General features: G+C 39.4%; 37 protein-coding genes. 1 reads left to right on the forward strand and 36 read right to left on the reverse strand.

What is annotated here, in order from left to right; all coding sequences use genetic code 11:
• Positions 1 to 55: 55 nt before the first annotated feature.
• From ABH008_RS20185 to accA, 3 genes are all read right to left on the reverse strand, one after another.
• Positions 56 to 331 (reverse strand): late competence development ComFB family protein, encoded by a 276-nt coding sequence (locus tag ABH008_RS20185; protein ID WP_347987408.1) that lies wholly within the window; start codon positions 329 to 331, stop codon positions 56 to 58.
• Positions 332 to 537: 206 nt separating this feature from the next.
• A complete protein-coding gene (tilS, locus tag ABH008_RS20190) occupies positions 538 to 1,872 on the reverse strand; it encodes a tRNA lysidine(34) synthetase TilS (protein ID WP_347987409.1) in 1,335 nt (444 codons plus the stop codon).
• 257 nt (positions 1,873 to 2,129) lie between these two features.
• On the reverse strand, positions 2,130 to 3,092 hold the full coding sequence (gene accA / locus ABH008_RS20195; RefSeq protein WP_347987410.1) for an acetyl-CoA carboxylase carboxyl transferase subunit alpha: 963 nt from the start codon (positions 3,090 to 3,092) through the stop codon (positions 2,130 to 2,132).
• Positions 3,093 to 3,223: 131 nt separating this feature from the next.
• On the opposite strand from accA, the gene ABH008_RS20200 reads away from it, so the two are divergent.
• On the forward strand, positions 3,224 to 4,540 hold the full coding sequence (locus tag ABH008_RS20200) for a replication-associated recombination protein A (RefSeq protein WP_347987411.1): 1,317 nt from the start codon (positions 3,224 to 3,226) through the stop codon (positions 4,538 to 4,540).
• 53 nt (positions 4,541 to 4,593) lie between these two features.
• On the opposite strand, the gene rplQ is transcribed toward ABH008_RS20200, so the two are convergent.
• The 33 genes from rplQ to rpoC all read right to left on the reverse strand — a co-directional run bounded on the left by rplQ (position 4,594) and on the right by rpoC (position 26,570).
• Complete coding sequence (gene rplQ, locus ABH008_RS20205; RefSeq protein WP_347987412.1) at positions 4,594 to 4,962, reverse strand: 50S ribosomal protein L17; 369 nt, start codon at positions 4,960 to 4,962, stop codon at positions 4,594 to 4,596.
• Positions 4,963 to 4,980: 18 nt separating this feature from the next.
• Positions 4,981 to 5,991, reverse strand: coding sequence for a DNA-directed RNA polymerase subunit alpha (gene rpoA, locus ABH008_RS20210; protein WP_347987413.1), 1,011 nt, complete (start codon positions 5,989 to 5,991; stop codon positions 4,981 to 4,983).
• 19 nt (positions 5,992 to 6,010) lie between these two features.
• Positions 6,011 to 6,631 carry a 30S ribosomal protein S4 gene (rpsD, locus tag ABH008_RS20215; protein ID WP_347987414.1) on the reverse strand — a complete coding sequence of 207 codons (621 nt, stop codon included), beginning with the start codon at positions 6,629 to 6,631 and terminating at the stop codon, positions 6,011 to 6,013.
• A gap of 19 nt (positions 6,632 to 6,650) precedes the next feature.
• The gene (rpsK, locus tag ABH008_RS20220; protein ID WP_347987415.1) at positions 6,651 to 7,037 is read right to left on the reverse strand and encodes a 30S ribosomal protein S11; all 387 of its coding nucleotides are present in this window, start codon (positions 7,035 to 7,037) and stop codon (positions 6,651 to 6,653) included.
• A 23-nt stretch (positions 7,038 to 7,060) separates the two neighbouring features.
• Positions 7,061 to 7,417, reverse strand: a complete 357-nt coding sequence (rpsM, locus tag ABH008_RS20225; RefSeq protein ID WP_347987416.1) for a 30S ribosomal protein S13 — start codon at positions 7,415 to 7,417, stop codon at positions 7,061 to 7,063.
• An 82-nt stretch (positions 7,418 to 7,499) separates the two neighbouring features.
• Entirely contained in the window at positions 7,500 to 7,613 is a 114-nt protein-coding gene (gene rpmJ / locus ABH008_RS20230; protein WP_215581251.1) for a 50S ribosomal protein L36, read from the reverse strand.
• Between the two features lie 21 nt (positions 7,614 to 7,634).
• Entirely contained in the window at positions 7,635 to 8,957 is a 1,323-nt protein-coding gene (gene secY, locus ABH008_RS20235; RefSeq protein WP_347987417.1) for a preprotein translocase subunit SecY, read from the reverse strand.
• On the reverse strand, positions 8,958 to 9,392 hold the full coding sequence (rplO, locus tag ABH008_RS20240; RefSeq protein WP_347987418.1) for a 50S ribosomal protein L15: 435 nt from the start codon (positions 9,390 to 9,392) through the stop codon (positions 8,958 to 8,960).
• Positions 9,392 to 9,577, reverse strand: coding sequence for a 50S ribosomal protein L30 (gene rpmD / locus ABH008_RS20245; RefSeq protein WP_347987419.1), 186 nt, complete (start codon positions 9,575 to 9,577; stop codon positions 9,392 to 9,394). The genes rplO and rpmD overlap by 1 nt, the downstream gene beginning before the upstream one ends.
• 5 nt (positions 9,578 to 9,582) lie before the next feature.
• The gene (gene rpsE / locus ABH008_RS20250) at positions 9,583 to 10,089 is read right to left on the reverse strand and encodes a 30S ribosomal protein S5 (RefSeq protein WP_347987420.1); all 507 of its coding nucleotides are present in this window, start codon (positions 10,087 to 10,089) and stop codon (positions 9,583 to 9,585) included.
• Between the two features lie 9 nt (positions 10,090 to 10,098).
• The gene (gene rplR, locus ABH008_RS20255; RefSeq protein WP_347987421.1) at positions 10,099 to 10,452 is read right to left on the reverse strand and encodes a 50S ribosomal protein L18; all 354 of its coding nucleotides are present in this window, start codon (positions 10,450 to 10,452) and stop codon (positions 10,099 to 10,101) included.
• Between the two features lie 8 nt (positions 10,453 to 10,460).
• The gene (gene rplF / locus ABH008_RS20260) at positions 10,461 to 10,994 is read right to left on the reverse strand and encodes a 50S ribosomal protein L6 (protein WP_347987422.1); all 534 of its coding nucleotides are present in this window, start codon (positions 10,992 to 10,994) and stop codon (positions 10,461 to 10,463) included.
• A 16-nt stretch (positions 10,995 to 11,010) separates the two neighbouring features.
• Positions 11,011 to 11,406, reverse strand: coding sequence for a 30S ribosomal protein S8 (rpsH, locus tag ABH008_RS20265; RefSeq protein WP_347987423.1), 396 nt, complete (start codon positions 11,404 to 11,406; stop codon positions 11,011 to 11,013).
• A 33-nt stretch (positions 11,407 to 11,439) separates the two neighbouring features.
• Positions 11,440 to 11,745, reverse strand: a complete 306-nt coding sequence (rpsN, locus tag ABH008_RS20270) for a 30S ribosomal protein S14 (protein WP_347987424.1) — start codon at positions 11,743 to 11,745, stop codon at positions 11,440 to 11,442.
• Between the two features lie 11 nt (positions 11,746 to 11,756).
• A complete protein-coding gene (gene rplE, locus ABH008_RS20275) occupies positions 11,757 to 12,296 on the reverse strand; it encodes a 50S ribosomal protein L5 (protein WP_347987425.1) in 540 nt (179 codons plus the stop codon).
• Positions 12,297 to 12,308: 12 nt separating this feature from the next.
• Positions 12,309 to 12,623, reverse strand: coding sequence for a 50S ribosomal protein L24 (gene rplX, locus ABH008_RS20280; protein ID WP_347987426.1), 315 nt, complete (start codon positions 12,621 to 12,623; stop codon positions 12,309 to 12,311).
• 16 nt (positions 12,624 to 12,639) lie between these two features.
• On the reverse strand, positions 12,640 to 13,008 hold the full coding sequence (gene rplN / locus ABH008_RS20285) for a 50S ribosomal protein L14 (protein ID WP_347987427.1): 369 nt from the start codon (positions 13,006 to 13,008) through the stop codon (positions 12,640 to 12,642).
• Positions 13,009 to 13,038: 30 nt separating this feature from the next.
• Positions 13,039 to 13,302 (reverse strand): 30S ribosomal protein S17, encoded by a 264-nt coding sequence (gene rpsQ / locus ABH008_RS20290; RefSeq protein WP_347987428.1) that lies wholly within the window; start codon positions 13,300 to 13,302, stop codon positions 13,039 to 13,041.
• Positions 13,303 to 13,304: 2 nt separating this feature from the next.
• The gene (gene rpmC, locus ABH008_RS20295; RefSeq protein ID WP_347987429.1) at positions 13,305 to 13,496 is read right to left on the reverse strand and encodes a 50S ribosomal protein L29; all 192 of its coding nucleotides are present in this window, start codon (positions 13,494 to 13,496) and stop codon (positions 13,305 to 13,307) included.
• On the reverse strand, positions 13,496 to 13,909 hold the full coding sequence (gene rplP, locus ABH008_RS20300) for a 50S ribosomal protein L16 (RefSeq protein ID WP_347987430.1): 414 nt from the start codon (positions 13,907 to 13,909) through the stop codon (positions 13,496 to 13,498). The genes rpmC and rplP overlap by 1 nt, the downstream gene beginning before the upstream one ends.
• A gap of 16 nt (positions 13,910 to 13,925) precedes the next feature.
• Positions 13,926 to 14,597 (reverse strand): 30S ribosomal protein S3, encoded by a 672-nt coding sequence (gene rpsC, locus ABH008_RS20305; RefSeq protein WP_347987431.1) that lies wholly within the window; start codon positions 14,595 to 14,597, stop codon positions 13,926 to 13,928.
• A gap of 12 nt (positions 14,598 to 14,609) precedes the next feature.
• Positions 14,610 to 14,942 (reverse strand): 50S ribosomal protein L22, encoded by a 333-nt coding sequence (rplV, locus tag ABH008_RS20310; protein WP_347987432.1) that lies wholly within the window; start codon positions 14,940 to 14,942, stop codon positions 14,610 to 14,612.
• Between the two features lie 9 nt (positions 14,943 to 14,951).
• Positions 14,952 to 15,224 carry a 30S ribosomal protein S19 gene (gene rpsS / locus ABH008_RS20315; protein WP_347987433.1) on the reverse strand — a complete coding sequence of 91 codons (273 nt, stop codon included), beginning with the start codon at positions 15,222 to 15,224 and terminating at the stop codon, positions 14,952 to 14,954.
• Positions 15,225 to 15,236: 12 nt separating this feature from the next.
• The gene (gene rplB / locus ABH008_RS20320) at positions 15,237 to 16,064 is read right to left on the reverse strand and encodes a 50S ribosomal protein L2 (RefSeq protein WP_347987434.1); all 828 of its coding nucleotides are present in this window, start codon (positions 16,062 to 16,064) and stop codon (positions 15,237 to 15,239) included.
• Positions 16,065 to 16,093: 29 nt separating this feature from the next.
• On the reverse strand, positions 16,094 to 16,393 hold the full coding sequence (rplW, locus tag ABH008_RS20325; protein ID WP_347987435.1) for a 50S ribosomal protein L23: 300 nt from the start codon (positions 16,391 to 16,393) through the stop codon (positions 16,094 to 16,096).
• The gene (rplD, locus tag ABH008_RS20330) at positions 16,390 to 17,010 is read right to left on the reverse strand and encodes a 50S ribosomal protein L4 (RefSeq protein ID WP_347987436.1); all 621 of its coding nucleotides are present in this window, start codon (positions 17,008 to 17,010) and stop codon (positions 16,390 to 16,392) included. Before rplD ends, rplW begins: the two co-directional genes overlap by 4 nt.
• Positions 17,011 to 17,013: 3 nt before the next feature.
• Positions 17,014 to 17,664 (reverse strand): 50S ribosomal protein L3, encoded by a 651-nt coding sequence (gene rplC, locus ABH008_RS20335; protein WP_347987437.1) that lies wholly within the window; start codon positions 17,662 to 17,664, stop codon positions 17,014 to 17,016.
• A gap of 30 nt (positions 17,665 to 17,694) precedes the next feature.
• On the reverse strand, positions 17,695 to 18,006 hold the full coding sequence (rpsJ, locus tag ABH008_RS20340; protein WP_347987438.1) for a 30S ribosomal protein S10: 312 nt from the start codon (positions 18,004 to 18,006) through the stop codon (positions 17,695 to 17,697).
• Positions 18,007 to 18,011: 5 nt separating this feature from the next.
• Complete coding sequence (tuf, locus tag ABH008_RS20345; RefSeq protein ID WP_347987439.1) at positions 18,012 to 19,202, reverse strand: elongation factor Tu; 1,191 nt, start codon at positions 19,200 to 19,202, stop codon at positions 18,012 to 18,014.
• Between the two features lie 28 nt (positions 19,203 to 19,230).
• Complete coding sequence (gene fusA, locus ABH008_RS20350) at positions 19,231 to 21,327, reverse strand: elongation factor G (RefSeq protein ID WP_347987440.1); 2,097 nt, start codon at positions 21,325 to 21,327, stop codon at positions 19,231 to 19,233.
• 22 nt (positions 21,328 to 21,349) lie between these two features.
• Positions 21,350 to 21,820, reverse strand: coding sequence for a 30S ribosomal protein S7 (gene rpsG, locus ABH008_RS20355; protein WP_347987441.1), 471 nt, complete (start codon positions 21,818 to 21,820; stop codon positions 21,350 to 21,352).
• Positions 21,821 to 21,833: 13 nt separating this feature from the next.
• A complete protein-coding gene (gene rpsL / locus ABH008_RS20360) occupies positions 21,834 to 22,208 on the reverse strand; it encodes a 30S ribosomal protein S12 (RefSeq protein ID WP_347987442.1) in 375 nt (124 codons plus the stop codon).
• Positions 22,209 to 22,358: 150 nt separating this feature from the next.
• Complete coding sequence (gene rpoC / locus ABH008_RS20365; RefSeq protein ID WP_347987443.1) at positions 22,359 to 26,570, reverse strand: DNA-directed RNA polymerase subunit beta'; 4,212 nt, start codon at positions 26,568 to 26,570, stop codon at positions 22,359 to 22,361.
• Positions 26,571 to 26,596: the final 26 nt, after the last annotated feature.

A 26,596-nucleotide genomic window follows, 5' to 3' on the forward strand; every position in this document is an offset into this window, starting at 1 on the left:
ATCAGTATCCACGCCGATAACCCTGCCTCTGCCTTAAATAAAATCAATAACTAGATCACTTCTCTCGCTCGTCATGTGGTCTGCTCTTGACTTTGATTAATGACTGGGAAATTGCATTACTAACCGCTTCACACATTTCCTGATAATGTAAATCAGTCATATTTGCCCCTTTATCAATTGGATTACGTACATAACAAGGTGGCAGTTTATTCAAGCTAAGACAAGCAATATCTTCAAGCGCAGCTTGGCTAAGCAAAGAACCTGATTCAGAGGAAAGCTTCCAAAGCTGATCAGTAACCAACTGTTCATAATAATTTATTATATTCAACATAACATCATCCTCAAATTATCAAAAGGTGTACAAATCTTAGATACGGCTCCAAAAGCTCAACGAAAAAATGGAGCCCTATTACATAACTTTAGCAGTTCCAAGAAAAACCGTTAATTCAATCACTGAAAATAAGATTTATAGCAACTTTCACTAACTAGAAAGTTTCCCATAACTGGGTAAATATTGTTGATCACTCAGCAATATATTTAATGACTAAAATCCGACTGGGGCTGCCAGTTAATTGAATAACAGGCATTGGAGTCCTGATGCCACGCCCATTCAGCTATCCACAATCCTGCCACAGCGACCAATCGATCATCTAAATAAATCAAAGGCCGAACATTGCGTTCCCAGGGGGGCATATCGGCTTCTTGATAGAGTTTTTTCAAACAATGACTCCCCTGTCTACCAGGTAATTTAAGCTTTTCGCCACCACGTCGATAATCGATATACACAGTATGCGAATTCCATAACTTCTGATCTATACCCTGTGAAGATGTAATCCTCGTCAAATAAGAACCATTTATTAGCTGCATAACCTGATGTTGCTTATGCCATACCCTTGGTTCAGAATGTATCTGAAAATAGGTACTGGCAATACAATACAATTTTTGGCGATATTTACGTATATAGTTACCCTGAACAAACACTTGTGGCTCGGATGTGAGTTTTGCAAGAATGACTTGCTGGGTAATTGTTTCCAAAACGGCTTGACTGGGTGACTTTAAACCCATTAACTTAAACCAATAGCGTAATAAACAATTTCTTTGATTCGATGAGTATTGATGTAATTTATTTATCAACAACGTGTGATCTTTTTCATCAAAAACAGTAGGTAGTTGCTGAATGGCCCAATTATCAAGTACTTCTAACGCGGCAGCACAATGATTAGCAGTACGCGCTATCGTTTTATCTAAGGAAGGCCAACGCAATTTGAGCAACGGCACTATTTCATTACGTAAATAATTACGATCAAAATCACTACAGGCATTGCTTGGATCTTCTACCCAATCCAATTTAAATCGATTGGCATATTCGTGAATGTCTTGTTTAGATATATTCAGTAATGGACGTAACATATTACCAAGTCCAAATTGCAAAACGGGTGGCATGGCTGCTAAACCTTGTATCCCACTGCCTCTAAATAATTGTAGTAATAAGGTTTCTAATTGATCTTCTCGATGATGTGCCAATACTAATACATCATCAGCTTGGATTAATGGCCGTAACACTGCATAACGAGCATTACGTGCTGCGGCTTCTGGACTTTCGCCAGCAAGCGCCTTAGCATCAACATAGAGTGCTTTAAAATTAACATCTAGCAATGCACATTGCTGCTGACAGTGTCGACACCAGTCATCAGCAACCAATTGCAAGCCGTGATGCACATAAACAGCAATTATTTTTGTCTTTATAGGTAAATGTGTCGCTAACAAATGTAGCAATACATGTGAATCAATACCACCGCTATAGGCAATGTAAATGTTATTTGTGTTACGCGGCAAATACTGCGAAATTAATTCATAGCTTAATGGGGTCATAAATGGCTATGCCTAACCATATCACACGGATGTAAGTTAAAAATAAACTTTTCCCAATGAATAAATATTCATGACTGAAATAAAGTGCCTTAAATACGTTAATAACGTAGTAAGGAAACGGCATAGCGGTTAATACTTAAAATCTGCAAGTGAAATACTCGATAAAATTACAAAAAACCGCTATAAAATCCAAATAAAAATGGCCGAATAAATCGGCCATTCGTAAATAAATTAAAATATATCAAAAAAACTGAGTATTATTCAAGGTACGAGCCAAATCGCATTATACGTTGATAACGTTTATCTAACATTAAATCCATATTTTTAGATTCTTCATACAATTCATCAAGATGACGCAACAGTGTTTCACGTAAACTCATTGCAACTTTTAAAAAATTACGATGTCCGCCACCAATAGGCTCACGTATAACTTCATCAAGAAAACCTTGCTCACGGACACGATCAGAGGTAATTCCCATCGCTTCAGCAGCCAGTTGAGCTTTATCGGCACTTTTCCATAGAATAGATGCGCAACCTTCCGGAGAAATAACTGCGTAAGTACTGTATTCAAGCATTAACAACCTATCTCCAACACCAATCGCTAAAGCACCACCAGAACCGCCCTCTCCTATTACAGTACAAATAATAGGTGTTTTAAGTGTCGTCATTTCAAACAAATTACGTGCAATGGCTTCACTTTGACCGCGCTCTTCCGCATCTATTCCCGGATAAGCACCCGGAGTATCAATTAAACAAATAATCGGCAATTTAAAACGTTCCGCTAATTTCATTACCCGTAATGCTTTACGGTAGCCTTCAGGCCGCGGCATTCCAAAATTACGATAAATTTTTTCCTTAGTATCACGTCCTTTTTGATGACCAATAACTACAACCGGTTTACCCTCTAGTCTTGCCAAGCCGCAAACAATGGCTGGATCATCAGCATAGGCACGGTCTCCGTGTAATTCGTGGAAATCAGTAAATATTAATTTAATATAATCTAAAGTATATGGACGCCCAGGATGTCTGGAAAGTTGAGAAATCTGCCAATCAGTTAGGTCAGAAAATATGGTCTCTGTTAGACTTTCACACTTTTGCTCTAATTGTTTAAGCGTTTCAGATATATCAAAATGATTATCGAGTTCGACTTTACGAAGTTCTTCAATCTTAGCTTGTAATTCGGCAATTGGTTGTTCAAAATCTAAAAACTTTAAATCCATGGCTATCCATTTGGAAAATATAAAATATTGCAATTTTAAAGAAAAAAGTCATTATTGCCTATCAATTTTATGATTCGACACAAAATTCATTCTATCAGTAAACAACAATTCAATTACACATGGTTTATTAGATGATACATAAAGGATTTACAAATCAGGAACACGTGCACTTGCCATTGGCGACACGAATGCGGCCAAGCAATATTGATCAAGTGTTTGGGCAACAGCATTTGCTAGCAGAAGGTAAATCGCTACGCATTGCCATAGAAAACGGTGTCTTACACTCACTAATATTTTGGGGTCCACCGGGTGTTGGCAAAACCACTTTGGCGCAAATAATTGCAAAAAGTACTGAAAGTCATTTTATCGAACTTTCAGCAGTTATGGCTGGTGTTAAAGAAATTCGTGCTGCAGTCACTGAAGCCACACAAATTAAAAACACAACAGGCATGCAAACCGTGGTGTTTATCGATGAAATTCATCGATTTTCTAAAAGCCAACAAGATTCATTACTGGGGCCAATCGAAAATGGTTCCATCATCTTATTCGGTGCAACGACCGAAAATCCATCATTTGAATTAAATAATGCATTACTATCAAGACTACGTGTTTATGTGTTACGCAGCTTGGAGTGCGTAGACTTACAACATTTAATTAATGTTGTGCTAAGCGATAGCCTACGTGGATTAGGTTATAAGCCACTTAAAATATCCACTGAAATAATTGAGCTAATCAGTAAAGCTGCAGATGGCGACGCAAGACGTTGCCTGAATATATTACAAATTGCAGCTGATTTATCTGAACATGTAAATGGTGAAGATATCATTACTTACCAAGTCGTTAATGAAGTATTACAAGGGCAAGCAAATCGATTTGATAAACAAGGTGACATTTTTTATGATCAAATTTCTGCATTACATAAATCAGTAAGAGGTACAGATCCAGATGCAGCATTGTACTGGTTTTGCAGAATGATAAGTGCCGGGTGTGACCCACTCTATATTGCCCGTCGCGTAGTCCGCATGGCATCAGAAGATATTGGAAATGCTGATCCAAGGGGGCTACAGGTAGCATTGGATGCAACAAACGCTTACGAGCGTTTAGGCAGCCCAGAGGGTGAACTATCCTTAGCGCAAGCGATTGTATATTTGGCCTGTGCACCTAAAAGTAATGCTGTTTATACAGCATTTAAAGCTGCTATGAATGACGCAAAAACAAGTGGTTCTTTAGAGGTACCTATACACCTAAGAAATGCTCCAACAAAACTGATGAGTGACTTAGGTTACGGCGCTAATTATAGATATGCACATAATGAAGAAAATGCATATGCAGCAGGAGAAAATTATTTTCCAGAGAAAATGGGACAGCGAACCTACTATGAACCAGTTGATCGCGGATTAGAAATAAAAATTAAGGAGAAACTAATAACACTAAAAAATAAAAGATAAAAAAAATGAACCAGACACAAATAATGCGTACTGGCTCATTTTTACTTTTTTAGTTATACAGTTTCTTGTCTATCAACCAGTTCAACATACGCCATTGGCGCATCATCACCGGATCTGAAACCGCATTTAATAATACGTAAATAGCCACCATTTCTAGCGCCATAACGTGGTCCTAATTCATTAAATAATTTAGTAACAACATCTCTGTCACGTAATTTAGAAAATGCTAAACGTCTTTTTGCTACAGAATCTATTTTAGATAAGGTAATCAGAGGCTCAGCAATCATTCTTAATTCTTTTGCTTTAGGTAGAGTCGTTTTAATTAACTCATGTTTAAACAAAGAACAAGCCATATTACTAAATAATGCTTTTCTGTGGCTGCTATTTTTATTTAACTGTCTACCAGATTTACGGTGTCTCATATCTAAAATGCCTTAAATTCAAATTCCAATTTGGGATTGGTCGGCCAAGTTTTCAGGCGGCCAATTTTCCAATCTCATTCCTAACGACAAGCCTTTTAAGGCTAATATGTCTTTAATCTCTGTAAGCGATTTTTTTCCAAGGTTAGGTGTGCGTAGCAATTCAACCTCAGTACGCTGAATAAGATCACCAATATAGAAAATATTCTCAGCTTTAAGACAGTTTGCTGAACGAACAGTTAATTCCAAATCATCCACTGGTCTTAATAACACAGGGTCAAATGGTTGTTCTTCAATTATTTCTTCTTCCGTTACCTGTTCATTGACTTTTTCAAAATCAACAAATACAGATAATTGGTCATGCAAAATTGAAGCAGCTAGCTTGATCACTTCTTCGGGATCAACTGTACCGTTAGTTTCCAACTCAATGATTAACTTATCAAGATTGGTTCTTTGCTCAACACGAGTGCTTTCAACATGATAGGCTACTTTTACAATAGGGCTATAAGCAGCATCTACCATTAACACTCCAACTGGAGCATCATCATATTGTTCTTTACGGACACTGGCAGGAACATATCCTCTGCCACGTTCAACCTTAATCTTGATATTGAAAGCTGCACTAGGTGAAGTAATATTAGCAATAACCAAATCTGGATTAACAATTTCCACATTATGTGGAATATCAATATCTCTGGCAGTTACAGTACCGACACCACTTTTGGATAGTGACAGAGTAACTTCATCTTTTGAATGCAATAAAACAGCTAACTTTTTAAGGTTAAGAATAATGTCAATAACATCTTCCTGAACACCTTCTATTGTCGAAAATTCGTGAAGAACTCCTTCAATAGCAATTTCGGTAACCGCGCAACCGGGTATTGATGAAAGCATAACCCTGCGCAAGGCATTACCTAATGAATGCCCAAAACCTCGTTCTAAAGGTTCAATCACAATTCTCGAATGGTTGGCCGTTTTGCTGATAACCTCAACTAAACGTGGCTTCAAAAGACCAACAATAGAACTCTGCATAGTTTAAATCCCGGGTTGATTACTTGGAGTAAAGCTCAACAACTAACTGTTCGTTGATATCAGAGCCTAAATCAGCACGATCTGGAACAGCTTTAAAAATCCCACTCATTTCTTTTGGGTTAACTTCTACCCAAACAGGGAAACCGTATTGCTCAGTAACTGTCAATGAGTCTTTAATACGTTGTTGTTTTTTTGCTTTTTCTCGAATTTTTACCTGATCACCAGCGTTTAACTGATAAGAAGGAATATTAATTGTATGATCATTAACAACAATAGCTTTATGAGAAACTAACTGTCTCGCTTCAGCGCGTGTTGATGCATAACCCATACGATAAACTACATTGTCTAGGCGTGATTCTAATAAGTTCAACAAGTTTTGGCCTGTTGCACCTTTTTGTAAATCAGCTGCTTTATAGTAGTTTCTGAATTGAGTTTCCAGTACTCCGTAGATTCTACGTAGTCTCTGTTTAGCCCGTAGCTGTATCGCATAATCAGAGTTTCTAGTCCGTTTGGCTCCATGCTGACCAGGTCGTTGATCCAGTTTGCATTTACCTTCTAGAGATTTACCTCTACTTTTAAGAAATAAATCAGTGCCTTCTCTTCTACTTAACTTGCAGGCAGGCCCAAGATATCTTGCCATTTAATTACTCCAATATATCCTAAACACGACGTTTTTTTGGTGGACGACATCCATTGTGAGGAATAGGTGTTACATCCACAATATTTGTTATTTTAAAGCCAAGGCTATTTAAAGACCTGACTGCAGATTCACGACCAGGCCCAGGACCTTTAATCATTACATCAAGATTTTTCATGCCGTACTCTAGCGCTACTGCGCCAGCTTTTTCAGCAGCAACCTGAGCAGCGAATGGGGTACTTTTTCTTGAACCTCTAAAACCAGACCCACCTGAAGTAGCCCAAGAAAGTGCATTTCCTTTTCTATCGGTTATAGTCACGATAGTGTTATTAAAGGATGCATGGACATGTACAATGCCATCCGACACTTCTTTTTTAATTCGTTTTTTTACTCGATTTTGAGTTGCCATCAACTTACCTTATTTCTTAAATCTTATTTAGTAACAGGTTTTCGTGGACCTTTTCTAGTCCGCGCATTTGTCCGTGTTCTTTGGCCTCTTAGTGGCAACCCTCTGCGGTGTCTAATGCCACGATAGCAACCAAGATCCATTAACCGTTTTATATTCATAGAGACCTCTCTTCTAAGATCACCCTCTACTGTCATAGACGATATTACCTTACGGACTGTTTCAAGCTGATCTTCCGTAAGATCTCGAATTTTAAGCGTTGGCTCGAAACCAACTTCACTGCAGATATTTTTTGCAGTTTGTCTGCCAATTCCATAAATAGCAGTTAACGCAATTCCCGCATGTTTATGATCAGCTACGTTAATACCGGCAATACGCGCCATTCAGATACTCCCAAGATCGGTACTATAAATATAAAGTTAAGCAGGCCATTATAACAGCCTTTGAATTTTATTGCAAAAAAATCTATCCTTGACGCTGTTTGTGTCTACCATCTTTACAGATGACGCGCACAACTCCATTTCGTTTAATAATTTTGCAACTTTTGCAGATTGCTTTAATTGATGCACGAACTTTCATAAATACTCCAGATTAATATCGTTATTTTTTAAGGTTGGCTTTTTTCATTAGGCCTTCATACTGTTGCGACATCAAATGTGTTTGCATTTGCGATATAAAATCCATCACAACAACAACAATGATTAACAACGAGGTACCACCGAAAGAGAACGGTACATTCCAATAAACGATGAGAAATTCAGGTAACAAACAAATTAAAGTTATATAAATAGCGCCAATAAGTGTCAGGCGAGTCATTACTTTATCAATATAATTTGTAGTTTGTATACCTGGACGAATTCCTGGTAAAAAAGCACCTGATTTTTTTAAATTTTCAGCAGTTTCCTTTGAATTAAATACCAAAGCGGTATAAAAGAAACAAAAGAAAATGATTGCCAATGCATAGCAAATAACATAAACAGGTTGACCAGGAGACAACACAGTCGAAATATCTTGCAGCCAAGTAAACCCATCAATATTACCAAACCAGCCAGCAATTGTTGCAGGGAATAAAATAATACTTGATGCAAAAATAGGCGGAATTACGCCTGCCATATTCAGCTTAAGCGGTAGAAAAGAAGTCTGACCTGCATATACTTTATTACCCTGTTGTCTCTTAGGATAATTAATAGTGATACGCCTTTGCCCTCTTTCAACAAATACCACAATACCTGTTACAAAAATAGCTAATGCGAATAACACTATAATAAACGCACTATTCATTTCACCGGTACTAGCTAGCTCTAAAGTTCCATGAATTGCATTTGGCAATCCGGAAACAATACCCGCAAAAATGATAAGCGAAATACCATTACCAATACCTCTTTCGGTAATTTGCTCTCCCAACCACATCAAAAAGATAGTACCGGTAACTAATGTTATGGTTGTTACCATCACAAAACCAATACCAGGCTGAATAACAACCGCTAAACCACCTGCAGTTTGATTTTGCAAAGCAATTGATATCCCTACTGACTGAAACATAGCAAGAACTACAGTACCGTAACGGGTAAATTGCGAAATCTTTCTACGTCCGGACTCACCTTCTTTTTTTAACTGCTCCATGGCAGGTATGACAATAGTCATAAGCTGCATGATAATGGATGCCGATATATAAGGCATAATACCAAGAGCAAACAGGCTTAACCGCATTAGAGCGCCACCTGAAAACATGTTAAACATATCAAGAATTGATCCTGATTGCTGTTTAAACATTGCAGCTAATGCATTAGGATCTATCCCCGGCACTGGAATATGAGCTCCGATTCGGTATACTATAAATGCACCCAAAACAAACAACAATCTGGATTTTAATTCTCCAAATCGGAACTTACCTGCAGAAACATCAAACCCTTTTGTAGTCACTTAGGCCTCAACTTTGCCGCCGGCTGCTTCAATAGCTTGCCTAGCACCGTCAGTAACATTGATTCCTTTTAATGTGATGGATTTAGAAACAGTACCTGTGTTAACCAGTTTAACTTTTTTAGATATAGCAGGAATAATATTTCTATCTATCAAAACCTGTAAATCAATTTCAACTAAACCGAGTGAATCAATTTCACTTAATCTTACTTCAGCACTGAATTTTTTTGTTCTTGAAGTAAAACCAACTTTTGGTAAGCGTCTTTGCAGGGGCATCTGACCACCTTCAAAGCCGACTTTATGGTAACCACCACTACGTGCTTTTTGACCTTTATGTCCCCTACCGCATGTTTTACCATCGGTTGAACCAATACCACGGCCCACACGTTTTATTTTTTTTCTAGCGCCATATGCTGCTTGTATAGTATTTAAATACATTACACTTCCTCAACTTTTAGCATATATGCGATTTTATTAATCATGCCGCGATTTTCAGGCGTATCAATCACATCAACCACTTGACGTATTCTACTTAAACCTAAACCTTTCAAACATTGCTGATGACTTTTCAATCTACCATGTTTGCTCTTAATCATCATTACACTTAATTTTTTGCCTAACATCTCTGTTACCCTAAAATTTGATCAACTGTCAAGCCACGCTTAGCAGCAATCTGCTTTGCATCATGCATTGAAGTAAGGCCATCAATTGTTGCTCTAACAACATTGATTGGATTATTGGTACCAATGCATTTTGCTAAAACATTATGCACGCCAACCACTTCAAATACTGCACGCATAGCACCACCGGCAATAATACCAGTACCTTCTGAAGCGGGTTGCATATATACTTTAGCGGCGCCTGTATTAGACATAACCGAGTATTGCAAAGTACCTTCTTTTAATGCAACTTTACGCATATTTTTACGCGCTTGTTCTAACGACTTCTGAATTGCAACGGGTACCTCACGTGCTTTTGAAACACCGTATCCTACCCGCCCATCACCATCGCCAACAACGGTTAACGCAGCAAAGCCAAATACTCTACCACCCTTTACAACTTTTGCTACACGTCTAACGTTTACTAGTTTTTCTTGTAAACCGTCTGTACTACCTTGAGCTGGTGCTGTTGCCATACTATTCCCCTAAAACTTCAATCCAGCTTCACGTGCAGCATCAGCCAATGCCTTCACGCGACCATGATATTTAAAACCAGAGCGATCAAATGCAACCACTGTGACGCCTGCTGCTAATGCTTTTTGAGCAATAGCTTTTCCAACTTCTGAAGCTGCATTAATATTGCTGGTATTTTTGAGAGCACCTTTCACTTCAGCTTGGACAGTTGATGCCGCAGCAAGCGTGGATTTACCATCAGTACTTAATACCTGCGCGTAAATATGTTGAGAAGTACGATGTATGGTAAGTCGATTAACATCAAACTTTTTAATCTTACTTCTTAATTTTAATGCTCTTTTTAATCTGGTAGACTTCTTATCCATCGTTTTACCTATTTTTTCTTAGCTTCTTTTCTAGCAACATATTCGTCGGCAATCCTAACACCTTTACCTTTATAAGGTTCTGGGGGGCGCAACGCTCTAATTTCTGAAGCCACTTGACCAACTTTTTGCTTGTCGCTACCTTTAACTAAAAGCTCAGTTTGTGTCGGTACCTCAATAGTTACTCCTTCTGGAATCAAAAATTCTACTGGATTGGAATAACCTAATGCCAAAGTTAAAGTATTTTCTTTCAGCTGTGCTCTATAACCAACACCTACTAAAAGTAATTTCTTAACAAAACCTTCAGATACACCTTTAACCATATTATTTATGGATGCTCTAGCTGTGCCTGCTAGCGCCTTAGCATCTTTAATATTTTCGTTCCATTTGATTTTTATCAAATCAGCTTGAATATCTAATTCAAGACATTCAGCAAGACCAAAGTTTAGTTGGCCTAATTTTCCTTTAACCAACATCAAATTTCCATCTATACTTATCTGCACATCAGATGGAATTGTAATTGGAGCATTTGCTACCCTAGACATAATTACTCCTAATACCTTAACAAACAGTACAAATAACTTCGCCGCCGTGACCAATAGCACGTGCAGCTCGATCAGTCATTACACCATTTGATGTTGAGACAATTGCAATGCCAAGACCACCCAAAACTTTTGGCAGCTCATCCTTTGATTTATATATTCTTAAACCAGGTCGACTGATTCTTTTTACATTTTCAATAACAGGAACGCCATTAAAATATTTTAAATCAACGGTCATCTCTAAATGATTACCGTTAGTTTCGACCTTATAGTCAGCAATATAACCCTCTTCTTTCAAAACTTTAGCAATTGCCGTTTTGAGTTTAGAAGATGGGATTTTTACGCTTTTTTTACCAGCAGATTGACCGTTTCTTATTCTGGTCAACATATCTGCTATTGGATCTGTCATGCTCATATTTATATCTCCAAAAACTTAAATTGACCAGATTTACCAGCTAGCTTTAGATAAACCAGGAACATCACCACGCATGGTTGCTTCCCTTAGTTTATTGCGGCTTAACCCGAATTTTCTGTAAAAACCATGTGGACGGCCAGTTAGACTACATCTGTTACGTAATCGTGATTGACTTGAGTCTCTTGGTAATTTTTGTAATTGAAGCTGAGCATTTTCTTTTTCTTCAAATGTAAAGTTGGGCGATCTCACAATTTCTTTGAGCGCTTTTCTTTTAGCATCATATTTTTTTATTAGACCGGCGCGTTTAACTTCGCGCGCTATCATTGATTTCTTAGCCATTTTATCCGCCCTTAGTTTTTAAATGGAAAATTGAACAGTTTCAACAATGCCAAACCTTCTTCATCGGTTTGTGCCGTTGTTGTAATACAAATATCCATTCCACGAAGAGCATCAATTTTATCGTAATCGATTTCTGGAAAAATAATTTGTTCTTTTATACCCAACGTGTAATTACCACGACCATCAAAACTTTTAGAACTCATGCCACGAAAATCTCGAATACGTGGGATAGATATAGTTATTAATCTATCAAAGAACTCATACATTTTGGGACCGCGCAATGTAACTTTACATCCGATAGGCATATCATCACGAATTTTGAAACCAGCAATTGATTTCCGTGCAAGCGTAATAACAGCTTTTTGTCCAGCAATTTTTTCCATATCAGACACAGCTGATTGCATGACTTTTTTGTCTGCCACTGCGCCACCAACACCCATATTAAGAGTAATTTTGGTGATTTTAGGAACTTGCATGATTGATTTATATTCAAATTGTTTCAACAGTACAGGAACAATTTCTTCTTTATATTTTGCTTCTAGTCTAGCCATAGCCATATTACCTTATAGACCGACAACTTCGTTAGTTGACTTAAAAAATCTGACTTTTTTTCCATCAACAAATCTAAATCCAACACGATCTGCTTTCTTTGTCTTAGGATTATATAGTGCTATATTTGAAATATCGATAGGCATATTTTTTTCAATAATGCCACCAGATACACCAATATTTGGGTTAGCTTTTTGATGTTTTTTTACTTTATTAACACCGTCTACAACAATTTTGTTGTTTTCTAAAATTTTTGAAACTTTTCCTTGTTTACCTTTGTCTTTTCCAACAATAACGATTACTTCGTCACCTTGTCTGATTTTCTGCATTTCTGGTACCTTCTACTTACAATACTTCAGGAGCTAGAGATATAATTTTCATAAATTTATCTCCTCTTAACTCACGAGTAACAGGGCCAAAAATACGTGTTCCGATTGGTTGTAATTGGTTATTCAAAATAACTGCGGCATTGCCATCAAATCGAATAATAGAGCCATCTGAACGTCTAACACCTTTACGTGTTCTTACCACTAAAGCGTTATAAACATCACCTTTTTTAACCCTTGTACGCGGCATGGCATCTTTAATACTGACTTTGATGATGTCACCAATTCCGGCATAGCGCCGATGTGAACCACCCAATACTTTGATACACATGACCTTTTTTGCACCGCTATTATCGGCGACGTCAAGGCTAGTTTGCATCTGAATCATTTTGAAATTCCCAACTTGATTTTAATTTAATTATTTATTAGAAGCTTCTAATACTTCTACTAATCTAAATGTTTTGTGTTTGGATATAGGCCTGCAAGAAGCAATGGATACTATATCACCTTCTTGGCATTGATTATTTTCATCATGTACCAAAAACTTTGTAGATCTTTTAATATACTTACCATACACAGGGTGTTTAACTAGTCTCTCAACTAGTACTGCGGCAGTTTTATCCATTTTATTACTGACTACACGACCCGTTACTGTGCGGACTTTTTCTACATTCGTATTCATACTTAAACTCTCGCCAATTCAGTTAATACAGTATTAATACGAGCAATATCACGTCTTACTTGTTTAATCTCACTGGATTTTGCAAGTTGACCACTTCCTTTTTGCATTCTTAAATTAAACTGTTCACGACTTAATTCAACTAACGAAGCATTAAGTTCGTCTTTAGATTTTTTACGTAGTTCTGTTGCGTTCATTACAATATTGTCCGTGCCGAAAATGTTGTTTTAACAGGCAATTTTGCTGCTGCTAATTCGAAAGCTTCACGGGCCATCTCTTCAGATACGCCTTCTATTTCAAACAGCATGGTACCTGGCTTTATTTGTGCTACCCAATACTCAACACTACCTTTACCTTTACCCATCCTAACTTCTAATGGTTTTTTGGTTATGGGTTTATCTGGAAACACTCTGATCCAGATTTTTCCGCCACGTTTTACATGCCGACTAATCGCTCTACGTGCCGCCTCAATTTGGCGGGCAGTCATTCTACCACGACTTATTGACTTTAATCCATACTCACCAAAACTTACTGAAGAACCGCGCAATGCAGTCCCATTGTTTTTGCCAGTGTGTTGTTTACGAAATTTTGTTCTTTTAGGCTGAAGCATTTTATTATCCCTTCAACTATTTCTTAGGTTCGGAATTTAGAGATGCCGCATGTGCATCCATGTCGAAAACCTCACCTTTGAAAATCCAGACTTTTATGCCTATGATTCCGTATGTGGTTTTCGCTTCGGCAGTACCGTAATCAATATCGGCACGCAATGTATGCAATGGAACGCGACCTTCTCTATACCATTCAGTACGGGCAATTTCAGCTCCGTTTAAACGTCCTGCAACAGTAATCTTGATACCTTCGGCACCTAAACGCATAGTATTGGTAACAGCACGTTTCATTGCTCTACGATACATAATACGTTTTTCTAATTGCTGTGCAATGCTTTCAGCAACAAGATAAGCATCTAATTCTGGCTTTCTTATTTCTTCAACATTTAACTGAACTGGCACACCCATCATTTTAGAAATATCTTGTCTTAAAACATCTATTTCTTCGCCTTTTTTACCAATAACAATCCCAGGTCTAGCGGTATGTACGGTAATATTTGCATTATTAGCAGGTCTATTAATCTGTACTCTACTAACTGACGCATGCGCTAATTTCTTTTTAATAAATTCGCGAACTTTAAGATCCTGTAACAGAAGAATCGGGTAATTCTGGCTATTTGCATACCATCTTGAAGTCCAATCTTTAACTATCCCAAGGCGTATGCCGGTGGGATGAACTTTTTGACCCATTTTCTACCTCGATTATTTTTCTGCTACTTTGATTGTTATGTGACAAGTTCTTTTGAGTATATGATTGGCACGACCTTTTGCTCGTGCGCTTACTCTTTTCATTACTGTCCCTTCATTTACAAAGACAGTCGATACATGTAACTCATCAACATCCGCGCTTTCGTTATGCTCAGCGTTAGCGATTGCCGATTCGAGTACTTTTTTAAAAACACCTGCGGCTTTCTTCGAACTAAAACTTAGCAAGTTAAGAGCCTTTTCTACTGGTAAACCTCTGATTTGATCTCCGACCAATCTGGCTTTTTGTGCAGATAAAGGTGCGTTACTTAATTTGGCTGAAACTTCCACATTAACTCCTTATCTTGATTTTTTATCGACAATATGGCCTTTATAGGTTCTAGTTGGAGAAAACTCACCCAACTTATGACCGACCATGTTTTCTGAAATCAAAACAGGAACATGTTGTTTGCCATTGTGCACAGCTATGGTCAAACCCAACATATCAGGGCTAATCATGGATCTTCTTGACCAGGTTTTAATTGGTTTCCGATTATTTGCTTTCACTGCTTCTTCAACTTTTTTCAGCAGATGATGATCAATAAATGGACCTTTTTTAATTGAACGCGGCACGTTTGCTACCTCTTATTTTTGCTTACGGCGTCTGACAATCATATTGTCAGTACGTTTATTTTTGCGAGTTTTATAACCTTTTGTAGGTGTTCCCCAAGGTGAAACAGGATGTCTACCACCTGATGTTCTACCTTCACCACCACCATGTGGATGGTCAACTGGGTTCATGGCCACACCTCTGACAGTCGGCCTTACACCACGCCAGCGTTTTGCACCAGCTTTTCCTAATGAAATCAGATTGTGTTCTGAGTTTGATACCTCTCCCACAACTCCTTTGCAGTCTGACATCACTTTTCTCATTTCACCAGAGCGTAAACGGATGGTTACATAGGCTCCGTCTTTGGCTACTAATTGAACAGATGTACCTGCACTACGTGCTAATTGCGCACCTTTGCCGGGTTTAAGTTCAACACAATGTATGGTTGTACCTAAAGGCATATTACGTAGGGGCATGCAATTTCCAGGTTTAACTGGAGTTGTTTCTGAACTGAGTATTTCTTGACCAATTTCAATATTTTTTGGTGCAATAATATACCTGCGCTCACCATCCTTAAACAGGATTAACGCAATGTTTGCAGTTCTGTTTGGGTCGTATTCAATTCTTTCAACTTTTGCAGGAATATCTGTTTTATCCCTTTTAAAGTCAACAATACGGTAGAATTGTTTATGTCCGCCACCGATATGTCGTGTTGTAATTCGACCGCTATTATTTCGACCACCAGTGTTATTCTTTTTGTCTAGTAGTTGTGCAAATGGCTTACCCTTATGCAAATCATTATTTTGTACACGTACTACAAACCGAGAACCTGGAGACGTCGGTTTTGATTTTAGAATAGCCATGCTTTTCTACCGCTCCTATTGATCTTTAATTAAGCTGTTGCAAATTCAATGCTATGACCAGACTGCAATTTTACATATGCTTTTTTCCAGTCTGAACGTTTTCCTAATGAACGCCCGAAGCGTTTTATTTTACCTTTAACATTAAGAACGCGAACTGAAACAACCTCAACTTTGAACATCAATTCAACTGCTTTCTTAACTTCTAACTTCGTAGCGGATTTTTTAACTTTGAACACATATTGGTTGCTTTGATCACCAACATTTGTGCTTTTCTCCGAAATAATCGGAGCTTCTAAAATACTTGCCAATTTTACTTCATTTAAACTCATGCTAAACGCTCCTCTATCTGTTTCAAAGCAGTCGTTGTAGCGATTACTTTATCAGCATAAACTAAAGAAACTGGATCAACACTGCTTGGTGTGAGTACCGCTACATAAGGCAAATTTCTGGCTGCAAGTATCAAGTTCTCATTTATTTCATCAGTTACAATCAATAAACGACCAGCAGCAAAATTCTTGATTTTGGCAAGAAACTCTTTTGTTTTAGGGCTAGTCGGATTAATATCATTGCAAACCGCTATTCTGTCTTGACGTAGCAATTCAGAAAAGATGGAACGAATACCTACTTTGTACATTTTTTTGTTCAACTTTTGATCATATGATCTAGGCCGAGCAGCAAAAGCAACACCACCTGTACGCCAAACAGGGCTACGAGTAGTACCCGCACGCGCTCTACCTGTGCCTTTTTGTCTAAATGGTTTTGCACCGCCACCACTGACATCTGAACGCGTTTTTTGCGCTTTTGTTCCAGCTCTGGCAGTTGCAAGATATTTCGTAACCAACTGGTGAATTAACGTTTCATTGTAATCCTGTCCAAAAACCGCTTCGGATACATCGAGCGGTAATGCAGAATCATCTTTACCGATTGCAGGTACTTGCAAACTCATAACTTAACCTTTATTTGACTTTTTGACTGCAGGCGTAATAATTACATCCCCGCCTTTTGCACCAGGCACAGCACCTTTAACTAAAATCAGATTTCTCTCTAAATCTACAGAGTGAATAGTCAAATTTTGCACTGTGGTTTTAACTGCACCCATGTGTCCGCACATTTTTTTACCAGGAAAAACACGTCCTGGTGTTTGGTTCATACCATTTGAACCTGGCACCCTATGCGATCTAGAGTTACCGTGCGTTGCATCTTGCGTTCTAAAGTTATAGCGTTTTACCGTACCAGCAAAGCCTTTACCGATGCTTGTACCACAAACATCAACTACTTGCCCGGCTGAAAATACATTTACATTTAATTCGGAACCGGCAGATAGTTCAACGCCTTCATCTTCGTTTATTCTAAATTCCCACAAGCCATGACCTGCAGTAACATTTGCGGCAGCATAATGACCTGCCATTGCTTTATTGACTTTCGAAGATTTTAAATCGCCTGCAGCAACCTGAATTGCTCTATAGCCATCATTTTCGACACTTTTAACTTGTATGACTCTATTTGAGTCAATATGTAAAACTGTCACAGGCACAGAAGCGCCATCTTCACAAAATATTCGGGTCATACCACATTTACGACCTACAAGACCTATTGACATCTGCCAATCCCTCTAAAATATATCTAGCTATTATTTAAGCTTAATTTGGACATCAACCCCAGCTGCAAGATCAAGTTTCATCAATGCATCTACGGTTTTATCGGTCGGCTCAACAATATCAAGCAACCTTTTATATGTTCTCAATTCATATTGATCACGCGCATCTTTATTAGCATGTGGTGATATAAGAATAGTAAAACGCTCTTTTCTTGTTGGCAAAGGAATTGGGCCTTTAACTTGCGCTCCAGTTCTCTTTGCGGTTTCAACGATTTCACCAGCTGATTGATCAATTAATTTATGATCAAACGCTTTTAATTGAATTCGGATAGTTTGATTTGCCATTCTGTTTACTCAACTATTGATGCAACAACACCTGCACCCACGGTACGACCACCTTCACGGATAGCAAAACGTAAACCTTCTTCCATCGCGATCGGTGAAATTAATTTTACGGTTACCGCTATATTGTCACCAGGCATAACCATTTCCACACCTTCTGGTAAATCGACTGCGCCAGTTACATCAGTAGTACGGAAATAAAACTGTGGACGGTATCCATTAAAGAACGGGGTATGACGACCACCCTCTTCTTTTGATAATACGTAGATCTCAGCTTTGAAGTGTGCATGTGGTTTAATACTATTGACATGTGCCAAAACTTGACCACGTTCAACGTCATCTCTTTTGGTACCACGCAATAATACACCTACGTTGTCACCAGCCTGACCTTGATCAAGTAATTTGCGGAACATTTCAACACCGGTACAAGTTGTTTTAACAGTGGCTTTAATACCCACAATCTCAACCTCTTCACCAACCTTGACAATACCACGCTCTACACGGCCAGTTACAACTGTACCACGACCTGATATTGAAAATACGTCTTCGATAGGCATCAAGAATTTGCCATCAATTGCACGTTCTGGTTGCGGAATATAACTATCCAATGCTTCTACCAGACGTACTACAGACTGTACACCAATTTCACTTTGCTCGCCTTCCAAGGCTTTCAGCGCTGAACCAACAATAATTGGTGTGTCGTCGCCAGGAAATTCATATTGATTCAATAATTCACGAATTTCCATCTCAACTAATTCGATCAATTCGGCATCATCAACCATGTCCGCTTTGTTCAAGAACACCACAATGTAAGGAACACCTACCTGTCTTGACAACAGAATATGTTCACGTGTTTGCGGCATTGGGCCATCCGCTGCTGAACAGACCAAAATTGCGCCATCCATTTGCGCAGCACCCGTAATCATGTTTTTTACATAGTCAGCGTGTCCTGGGCAGTCAACATGCGCATAATGACGGTTTGCTGATTCGTACTCAACGTGCGATGTCGAAATGGTAATACCACGTGCACGTTCTTCGGGTGCGTTGTCGATTTGATCGAACGCTTTTACTTCGCCGCCTTGCAGCTCAGCCATTACCTTTGTTAATGCCGCTGTTAAAGTTGTTTTACCATGGTCAACGTGACCAATAGTGCCAACGTTAACGTGCGGTTTTTTTCTTTCAAATTTTTCTTTAGCCATGAGTCAATACCTAATATTTATAAAAGAATCAAGATACTTTTCTAATAATAGCTTCCGCAATATTTGCAGGTGCTTCGTTATATTTTTCAAACTGCATACTGTACGTTGCCCTTCCTTGTGTAGCCGATCGTAAATCGGTGGCATATCCAAACATTTCTGCCAGTGGCACCTCACATTCAAGTGTTTTACCAGCAGGCACATCATTCATTCCTTGAATTAATCCTCTACGCCGTGTTATATCACCCACCACTTCTCCCATATAGTCTTCTGGTGTGACCACCTCAACTTTCATTATGGGTTCCAGCAACACAGGATTTGCAGCTTCCGCCCCATCCCTGAAGCACATAGATCCTGCTATTTTGAAAGCCATTTCATTCGAATCCACATCATGATATGACCCATCGAACAAACTAACCTTAACATCAACAACCGGAAAACCCGCTATTATGCCATTTTCCATTTGTTCTTGTATGCCTTTATTTATAGCCGGGACAAATTCTTTTGGAATTACCCCGCCCACCAACTCATTTACAAACTCGTAACCTTCACCAAGCGCTTTGGGTTCAAGCCTTAACCAGACGTGTCCATACTGGCCTTTACCGCCCGTTTGTCTAATGAATTTCCCTTCACATTCAACGGTTTTTTTAATCGTTTCACGATATGAAACCTGTGGAGTACCTACATTAGCGGAAACACCAAATTCCCGCTTTAAGCGATCTACAATTATTTCTAAATGAAGCTCCCCCATTCCTGAAATTATTGTTTGACCTGACTCTGCGTCGGTATTTACTCTAAACGAAGGATCCTCTTGAGCTAATCGACTTAACGCCCCACCCATTTTATCTTGGTCGGCTTTTGTTTTTGGCTCAACGGCTATCGCTATAACAGGCTCTGGAAACTCCATTTTTTCCAACAAAATTGGCGAATTTAGCTCGCAAAATGTATCGCCTGTGGTTACTTCTTTCAGTCCTATCACAGCAGCTATATCACCTGCTCTGACTTCTGCAATTTCTTCTCGGCTATTGGCATGCATCTGTACGATACGCCCAATCCGCTCTCTTTTACCTTTTGCAACATTTAAAACAGTTTCTCCCGACTTCATTACTCCGGAGTAAACTCGAATAAATGTTAGTATCCCAACAAACGGATCAGTTGCTATTTTGAAGGCTAATGCCGCAAACTTATCTTCATCAGAGGGCTGGCGCTCTATCGTTTCATCATCGCCGTCTGCATGACCTTTTACAGCAGGTTTGTCAGCAGGGGATGGTAAAAAATCTAGAACACCATCTAACAAACATTGCACACCTTTATTCTTAAATGCAGATCCACAATATACTGGAACCAGATTATTGTTAATTACCTGTATTCTGATACCTAGCTTTATTTCATCTTCTGCCAACCCACCTTCTTCCAAATATTTTTCGGTGAGTTCTTCTGATCCCTCAGCAGCAATATCGATTAATTTATCATGCCACTTTTGGGCTTCAACCTGTAATTCTGCAGGTATCTCTTTTATTTCGAACAACAAACCCATACTGGAGTCATCCCAGTAAATGGCTTTCATTCTTACTAAATCAATGACGCCTTTAAATGTCTCTTCCGCCCCTATTGGTAATTGCATAGGAATTACCTTGGCACCAAGACGCGTTTTTATTTGCTCAACAACGCGCAGAAAATCTGCACCTGTTCTATCCATCTTATTGATGAATGCCAATCTAGGCACATGATATTTGTTTGCCTGTCTCCATACTGTTTCTGACTGCGGCTCTACTCCACCTACAGCACAAAACAAAGCACAAGCACCATCCAATACACGTAATGAACGCTCAACTTCTATCGTAAAATCAACATGCCCTGGCGTATCAATTATATTAATACGATGCAACGGACGAAGCTTTTCCATGCCAGCCCAAAAACAAGTTGTTGCGGCTGAGGTGATAGTTATTCCTCTCTCTTGTTCTTGCTCCATCCAATCCATGGTTGCAGTTCCATCATGTACCTCACCCAATTTATGAGATACTCCTGTATAAAACAGGATCCGCTCCGTCGTGGTTGTTTTTCCAGCATCTATGTGAGCCATGATGCCTATATTACGGTAATGCTCTATAGGCGTTTTTCTAGCCACATCAACAACCTTCTATACTTACTTACCAACGGTAATGTGCAAATGCCTTGTTCGCTTCTGCCATTTTATGTGTATCTTCACGTTTTTTAGCAGCTGCTCCACGACCTTCTGAGGCATCAAGCAATTCACCAGCCAACTTTGCAGACATTGTTCTTTCGTTTCTTTTCCGTGCAGCATCAATCAACCAACGCATTGATAATGCCAAACGTCTTGCAGGACGCACCTCAACAGGCACCTGATAAGTAGCACCGCCTACCCGTCTTGACTTTACCTCAACACGCGGCTGTACATTTTCCAAAGCTTTTGCGACCAATTCCAAAGACTCTTTATGGCCTTTGCCTTCAATCACATCCAAGGCTCCGTAGACAATTTTTTCAGCTACAGATTTCTTACCGTGCTCCATGATCATATTCATAAATTTTGATAGCATATCACTACCAAAACGTGGATCTGGATTGATTACTCTTTTTGCAGCAACTCTTCTTCTAGACATTTTCTAACCAGCCTTATTTCTTAGGTCTTTTTGCGCCATATTTTGAACGGCCGCAACGTCTGTCCTTAACACCTGAGGTATCAAGACTTCCACGGACAACGTGATAACGCACACCAGGCAAGTCTTTAACACGACCACCTCTAATCAGAACCACGGAATGCTCCTGAAGATTATGCCCTTCACCACCAATGTAACTACTTACCTCTGAACCATTTGTCAACCTAACCCTTGCTACTTTACGTAAAGCTGAGTTTGGTTTTTTCGGCGTGGTGGTATATACACGAGTACAGACCCCTCTTCGTTGAGGACACGCTTCCAACGCAGGTACATTGGTTTTTTCAATTTTCTTAGCACGAGGCTTACGGACCAACTGATTGATCGTGGCCATTCTTAACTACTCCGATATGCAATTTGTTACTAACAGAACCAGCGCACAAACAGTACACTGATTACTGCTGCCAGACCTAAACTCTTGACTCATGTGAGCAGAGCATAATACAGCCCCACGCTCATAAGGTCAAGAGTTTTTTATTTTTTTCTATTCTACATTTAACGCCTGTTTAAGCGCTTCTTCAACATCTACAGCTTCAACCACTTGATTTAAAGCCTCACCGACATGTAATGAGTCGGAACCATGCTTCTTACGTCTTTGCTCATGATAAGCTAATCCAGTACCAGCTGGTATTAAACGACCCACTATCACATTCTCTTTCAAACCATACAACCCATCGCTGATACCTCTTACCGCTGCATCAGTTAATACTCGAGTAGTCTCCTGGAAAGAAGCCGCTGATATGAAGGATTCAGTCGCCAATGACGCTTTTGTTATACCTAACAACATAGAATCGTAACTGGCAGGAATTTTACCGTCCCGCTCAGCTTGATCATTCACTGCATTCAACAAACAACGCTCAACCTGCTCACCTTTAACAAAATCAGTTTCACCTGAAGCAGTAATTTCAACTTTTCTTAACATTTGACGAATAATCGCTTCAATGTGTTTGTCGTTGATTTTCACCCCTTGCAAACGATATACATCCTGAATTTCTTTTACTAAGTAGTCAGCTAACTCTTCTATGCCGCGCAGACGCAAAATATCATGTGGCGTTAACTCACCTTCTGCGATTGTTTCACCCTTCTCAACAAACTCACCCTCAAAAACAGTAATATGACGCCATTTTGGTATAAGTGTCTCGAATTGCTCACCTTCTGTATCGGTGATAATGACACGCTGCTTACCTTTGGTTTCTTTACCAAAAGCTACCATACCCGTTGCTTCGGCAAGTATTGCAGGATCCTTTGTTTTACGCGCTTCAAACAAATCGGCTACACGCGGCAAACCACCGGTAATATCACGAGTTTTACTGGACTCTTGTGGAATACGTGCCAATACGTCCCCAACCTTAACCTCACCACCGTCTTTAACACCTACGATAGCGCCAGCGGGTAAAAAGTATTGCGCAGGGATATCTGTACCAGGCAAATTAATCTGCCCACCATCACTACTGATTAACCGCACCATTGGTCGCAATTCTTTACCTGCAGAACTACGTTGCTTAGGATCAGTCACAACCCGTGACGTCAAACCAGTCACCTCATCTGAATGCTCTTGAACGGTAATACCATCCATAAAGTCAAGCAACTGAATAAAACCATCCACCTCTGTGATAACAGGATGTGTATGAGGATCCCAATTAACAATAATATCCCCGGCGCTAACTGCACCACCGTCTACGGTTGATAAAACAGCACCATAGGGTATTTTATAACGCTCTCTCTCCCGTCCATAGTCGTCCATAACCCCTACTTCTCCAGATCGGGATACAGCAACCAGATTATTCTCTCTGTTTTTAACGGTTTTTAGATTGTTTAATTTAACACTACCGGCTGATTTAACCTGTACATTACTAATTGCAGCAGATCGTGATGCAGCTCCACCAATATGGAAAGTACGCATGGTCAACTGTGTTCCTGGCTCACCAATTGATTGCGCAGCAACCACACCCACAGCTTCACCAATATTGACCAAATGACCACGACCCAAATCACGCCCATAACATTTACTACAGACGCCTTTACGTGAATCACAGGTTATCACCGAACGCACCAGCATTTTGTCTATGCCGTTATCTTCTAACACAGCGACCAGATTTTCATCGATCATGGTTCCAGCAGGAATCAATACAGTATTTCCTGATGGATCGGTTACATCAATAGCTGCAACCCTTCCTAACACGCGTTCAACCAAAGGCTCGACAACATCACCACCTTCAATAATTGGTGTCATAGTCAAACCATTTTGTGTACCACAATCAATATCTGAAATCACCAAATCTTGGGCGACATCAACCAATCTACGCGTTAAATACCCAGAGTTTGCTGTTTTTAATGCTGTATCAGCCAGACCTTTACGCGCACCGTGCGTGGAAATAAAGTACTGTAAAACATCCAAACCTTCTCTAAAGTTAGCGGTAATAGGTGTCTCAATGATAGAACCATCTGGCTTTGCCATTAAGCCCCTCATCCCGGCCAACTGCCTAATTTGCGCAGCAGAACCCCGAGCTCCAGACTCAGCCATCATAAAGATGGAATTGAAAGATTTTTGTTTTACCGTTTCACCTTTGGCGTTGACAACTTCATCTTCACCTAAACCTTCCATCATCACTTTAGCGACCTGATCATTGGCGCGTGACCAAATATCAACGACCTTGTTATAGCGCTCACCATCAGTAACTAAACCAGAAGCATATTGATTTTGAATTTCTCCAACCTCAGCATCTGCAGCACGAATAATATCGGCTTTTTTAGCTGGAATTTCCATATCCTCAATACCAAATGAGACACCAGATCGCGTTGCATATTTAAAACCCATATACATAATTTGATCAGCTAAAATAACGGTCTCTTTGATACCCAGATAACGGTAGCTATAGTTAATTAATCTGGAAATATTCTTTTTAGTCATATCAACATTAACCAGTTCATATGGCATGCCATCAGGAACAATATCCCAAATTAAAGCACGCCCTACCGTGGTTTTTTTTCTACTGACTATAGAATCAAATTTACCCTCAGCATTTTTCAGTTTTTCGGTAATCCGTACTTCAATCTTGGTTTGCAATTCGATAGTTTTGCTGTCTAAAGCTTTAAGAATCTCAGACGTATCAACAAAAACACTTCCCTCGCCAACAGCATTAATTTTTTCACGACTGATGTAATACAAGCCCAAAACCACGTCTTGTGATGGATTGATTACCGGCTCACCATTCGCAGGCGACAAAATATTATTTGTGGCCATCATTAATGTACGCGCTTCAAGCTGTGCCTCTATTGATAGAGGTATATGCACCGCCATCTGGTCACCGTCAAAGTCTGCGTTGAAAGCACTACAAACTAAAGGATGCAATTGTATTGCCTTTCCTTCAATTAAAGTAGGTTCAAAAGCTTGTATACCCAATCTATGCAGTGTCGGCGCACGATTCAAAAGCACTGGATGCTCTCTAATTACTTCTTCAAGGATATCCCAAACCTCAGTACCCTCGCGCTCTACCATTTTTTTGGCTGCTTTAATGGTGGTGGCCAATCCACGTAATTGAAGTTTGCTAAAAATAAAAGGCTTAAACAATTCCAAAGCCATTTTCTTTGGCAATCCACACTGATGCAGTCTCAGAGTTGGGCCCACAACAATAACCGAACGTCCAGAGTAATCTACACGTTTACCCAACAAGTTCTGCCGAAAACGTCCTTGCTTACCTTTGATCATATCAGCAAGCGATTTTAACGGCCGCCTGTTACTACCAGTGATTGCTCGTCCGCGTCTACCGTTATCAAGCAACGCATCAACAGCTTCCTGCAGCATACGTTTTTCATTACGCACGATAATATCTGGCGCATTCAAATCTAGTAAACGTGTCAAACGGTTGTTTCTATTGATAACGCGACGGTATAAATCATTTAAATCTGAGGTTGCAAAACGTCCACCATCTAAAGGCACTAATGGGCGCAATTCAGGTGGCAACACAGGCAACACCGTCATAATCATCCATTCTGGACGATTATTTGAAGCCAACAATGAATCAATTACCTTCAGACGCTTAGACAGTTTTTTAATCTTAGTATCTGAATTGGTTGAATTAATTTCTTCTCGAAGTGTATTTATTTCTTCTTTTAAATCAATAGATTTAAGCAAATCATAAATAGCTTCAGCACCCATTTTTGCGACAAAATCGTCACCGTGTTCTTCTATGGCATTCAGATATTCTTCATCTGTCAATAACTGACCTTTTTCTAGCGGCGACATGCCCGGATCAGTGACTACAAATGTTTCAAAATATAAAACCCGCTCGATAGAACGCAATGTCATATCTAGCAACAATGCAATCCGTGACGGCAACGATTTTAAGAACCAAATGTGCGCAACAGGACTTGCCAGGTCAATATGACCCATTCTATCGCGCCGAACTTTGGACAGCGTGACTTCGACACCGCATTTTTCGCAGATAACACCACGATGCTTTAGACGCTTATATTTGCCGCAAAGACACTCGTAATCGCTGATTGGACCAAAAATTTTGGCACAAAACAAACCATCTCGCTCCGGCTTAAACGTGCGGTAATTAATTGTTTCAGGTTTCTTTACTTCACCATATGACCATGAACGTATCATATCTGGTGAAGCCAATCCTATACGGATAGTGTCAAAATCATCTGTGCGACCTTGACGCTTTAGAAAATTCATTAAATCTTTCAATAGCTTACCCTCTTAAAATGTTATCC

Origin of the sequence: Methylomonas sp. AM2-LC (genome assembly GCF_039904985.1) — a bacterium.
In the GTDB taxonomy this organism is placed as follows: Bacteria; Pseudomonadota; Gammaproteobacteria; order Methylococcales; family Methylomonadaceae; genus Methylomonas.

Bases quoted from the DNA above. Each gene is read 5' to 3' on its own strand.
- rpsM (WP_347987416.1), bottom strand. From the start codon at position 7,417: ATGGCGCGTATTGCCGGTATTAACGTAGCTGATCATAAACATGCGGGA.
- rpmC (WP_347987429.1), bottom strand. From the start codon at position 13,496: ATGAACGCAACAGAACTACGTAAAAAATCTAAAGACGAACTTAATGCT.
- rplO (WP_347987418.1), bottom strand. From the start codon at position 9,392: ATGTATTTAAATACTATACAAGCAGCATATGGCGCTAGAAAAAAAATA.
- rplQ (WP_347987412.1), bottom strand. From the start codon at position 4,962: ATGAGACACCGTAAATCTGGTAGACAGTTAAATAAAAATAGCAGCCAC.
- rpsN (WP_347987424.1), bottom strand. From the start codon at position 11,745: ATGGCTAAGAAATCAATGATAGCGCGCGAAGTTAAACGCGCCGGTCTA.
- rplE (WP_347987425.1), bottom strand. From the start codon at position 12,296: ATGGCTAGACTAGAAGCAAAATATAAAGAAGAAATTGTTCCTGTACTG.
- rpsL (WP_347987442.1), bottom strand. From the start codon at position 22,208: ATGGCCACGATCAATCAGTTGGTCCGTAAGCCTCGTGCTAAGAAAATT.
- rplD (WP_347987436.1), bottom strand. From the start codon at position 17,010: ATGAGTTTGCAAGTACCTGCAATCGGTAAAGATGATTCTGCATTACCG.
- accA (WP_347987410.1), bottom strand. From the start codon at position 3,092: ATGGATTTAAAGTTTTTAGATTTTGAACAACCAATTGCCGAATTACAA.
- ABH008_RS20185 (WP_347987408.1), bottom strand. From the start codon at position 331: ATGTTGAATATAATAAATTATTATGAACAGTTGGTTACTGATCAGCTT.
- rpsE (WP_347987420.1), bottom strand. From the start codon at position 10,089: ATGGCAACAGCACCAGCTCAAGGTAGTACAGACGGTTTACAAGAAAAA.
- rplN (WP_347987427.1), bottom strand. From the start codon at position 13,008: ATGATTCAGATGCAAACTAGCCTTGACGTCGCCGATAATAGCGGTGCA.
- rplR (WP_347987421.1), bottom strand. From the start codon at position 10,452: ATGGATAAGAAGTCTACCAGATTAAAAAGAGCATTAAAATTAAGAAGT.
- rplP (WP_347987430.1), bottom strand. From the start codon at position 13,909: ATGCTTCAGCCTAAAAGAACAAAATTTCGTAAACAACACACTGGCAAA.
- rplF (WP_347987422.1), bottom strand. From the start codon at position 10,994: ATGTCTAGGGTAGCAAATGCTCCAATTACAATTCCATCTGATGTGCAG.
- rpsC (WP_347987431.1), bottom strand. From the start codon at position 14,597: ATGGGTCAAAAAGTTCATCCCACCGGCATACGCCTTGGGATAGTTAAA.
- rplW (WP_347987435.1), bottom strand. From the start codon at position 16,393: ATGAGTTTAAATGAAGTAAAATTGGCAAGTATTTTAGAAGCTCCGATT.
- rplB (WP_347987434.1), bottom strand. From the start codon at position 16,064: ATGGCTATTCTAAAATCAAAACCGACGTCTCCAGGTTCTCGGTTTGTA.
- rplC (WP_347987437.1), bottom strand. From the start codon at position 17,664: ATGTCAATAGGTCTTGTAGGTCGTAAATGTGGTATGACCCGAATATTT.
- tuf (WP_347987439.1), bottom strand. From the start codon at position 19,202: ATGGCTAAAGAAAAATTTGAAAGAAAAAAACCGCACGTTAACGTTGGC.
- rpsJ (WP_347987438.1), bottom strand. From the start codon at position 18,006: ATGGCAAATCAAACTATCCGAATTCAATTAAAAGCGTTTGATCATAAA.
- rpmJ (WP_215581251.1), bottom strand. From the start codon at position 7,613: ATGAAAGTTCGTGCATCAATTAAAGCAATCTGCAAAAGTTGCAAAATT.
- rpoA (WP_347987413.1), bottom strand. From the start codon at position 5,991: ATGCAGAGTTCTATTGTTGGTCTTTTGAAGCCACGTTTAGTTGAGGTT.
- rpmD (WP_347987419.1), bottom strand. From the start codon at position 9,577: ATGTTAGGCAAAAAATTAAGTGTAATGATGATTAAGAGCAAACATGGT.
- rpsG (WP_347987441.1), bottom strand. From the start codon at position 21,820: ATGTCTAGAAGAAGAGTTGCTGCAAAAAGAGTAATCAATCCAGATCCA.
- rpsH (WP_347987423.1), bottom strand. From the start codon at position 11,406: ATGAGCATGACAGATCCAATAGCAGATATGTTGACCAGAATAAGAAAC.
- tilS (WP_347987409.1), bottom strand. From the start codon at position 1,872: ATGACCCCATTAAGCTATGAATTAATTTCGCAGTATTTGCCGCGTAAC.
- rpsQ (WP_347987428.1), bottom strand. From the start codon at position 13,302: ATGAATACGAATGTAGAAAAAGTCCGCACAGTAACGGGTCGTGTAGTC.
- rpsD (WP_347987414.1), bottom strand. From the start codon at position 6,631: ATGGCAAGATATCTTGGGCCTGCCTGCAAGTTAAGTAGAAGAGAAGGC.
- rpsK (WP_347987415.1), bottom strand. From the start codon at position 7,037: ATGGCAACTCAAAATCGAGTAAAAAAACGAATTAAAAAAGAAGTGTCG.
- rplX (WP_347987426.1), bottom strand. From the start codon at position 12,623: ATGCAGAAAATCAGACAAGGTGACGAAGTAATCGTTATTGTTGGAAAA.
- ABH008_RS20200 (WP_347987411.1), top strand. From the start codon at position 3,224: ATGATACATAAAGGATTTACAAATCAGGAACACGTGCACTTGCCATTG.